The sequence below is a fragment of the Lamprobacter modestohalophilus genome (genome assembly GCF_016583905.1).
In the GTDB taxonomy this organism is placed as follows: Bacteria; Pseudomonadota; Gammaproteobacteria; order Chromatiales; family Chromatiaceae; genus Lamprobacter; species Lamprobacter modestohalophilus.
Genome location: NZ_NRRY01000187.1, coordinates 1 through 831, shown reverse-complemented (window position 1 = coordinate 831; position 831 = coordinate 1). Strand labels below are relative to the sequence as shown.

Annotated in this window: 2 protein-coding genes; both read right to left on the bottom strand. The window is 61.1% G+C overall.

Annotated elements, in window-relative coordinates; genetic code table 11:
* Positions 1 to 71 precede the first annotated feature (71 nt).
* The gene (locus CKO42_RS26795) at positions 72 to 308 is read right to left on the bottom strand and encodes a hypothetical protein (RefSeq protein ID WP_200252833.1); all 237 of its coding nucleotides are present in this window, start codon (positions 306 to 308) and stop codon (positions 72 to 74) included.
* Between the two features lie 191 nt (positions 309 to 499).
* Positions 500 to 831: hypothetical protein (locus tag CKO42_RS26790; RefSeq protein ID WP_207148847.1), on the bottom strand; the 332-nt coding region annotated here is incomplete at its 5' end.

Here is an 831-nt window from a genome sequence, read left to right as displayed (position 1 = left end):
TGAAAAAGGACCGGGGCCTTCTGATGAGAGGGCCTAGAAGTACAAAGATCAGCGCCAAACGGCGATCCGGCTCAGGTTGAGGACAGGTACTGATCGTGGGAGACGCTGACATCGTTCTGACCGCTTCCTCGCGGGGCCGGGCGGATGCGTAAGACGGCAGGACTTGGCAGATCATCACGCTCCCCGAGGTACTCCCGCACAGCCGATTGGACGACCGCCGTCAGTTGTACCGGCACGGCCTGCTCAGCCATGAATTGCTCGAGTGCTTGCTCGAGGTCATCCGGCAGGGTGATGGTTGCGCGTTTCATGGCTGCGACGGTCTCACCAATGGGTGCTGTTGATACATGATGCGCGCGCTTTGACGCGCTGGTTTACTTGGTCTGGCACCCTGTCGCGATGGTGGCCCACGTCTTCGACATCACTCAACTCGGCGCCATAGGCACTACCCAGCGAGTCCCTGGGCAGCGCGTCTCCAGGCAATAGCAGCGAAGGAAGGCTGTCAATCCTCAAGCTCATCGCGCTGCTCATAGTCCAGACGACGCTGGGCTGCAAAGTCCTCGAAGGCAGCGACGAGCGCGCGCTTGGGAGATGTCGGGGCAAACACTGGTCGCATCGGGGAGCGACGGTTGCCGGTGGCCTTGAAGATCGGGTCCGCCAGCTCCTGATGCTCGAGCGGCCTGTCCGGCAACGCCAACACCGCCCAACCGTTGATCGGATCACCTTGTGGGTTTGCCGTGGTCCACTCGCTCAGAAAGCTGTGCGTCGCCCAATCCGAGCAGGACATGCTCGCGATCCAACTCAAGAATCGCATCAGCGCTGCATCAAACCCTG

What these genes read in the sequence shown, in the direction of transcription:
- CKO42_RS26795 (WP_200252833.1), bottom strand. Translation starts at nt 308, where the DNA reads ATGAAACGCGCAACCATCACCCTGCCGGATGACCTCGAGCAAGCACTC.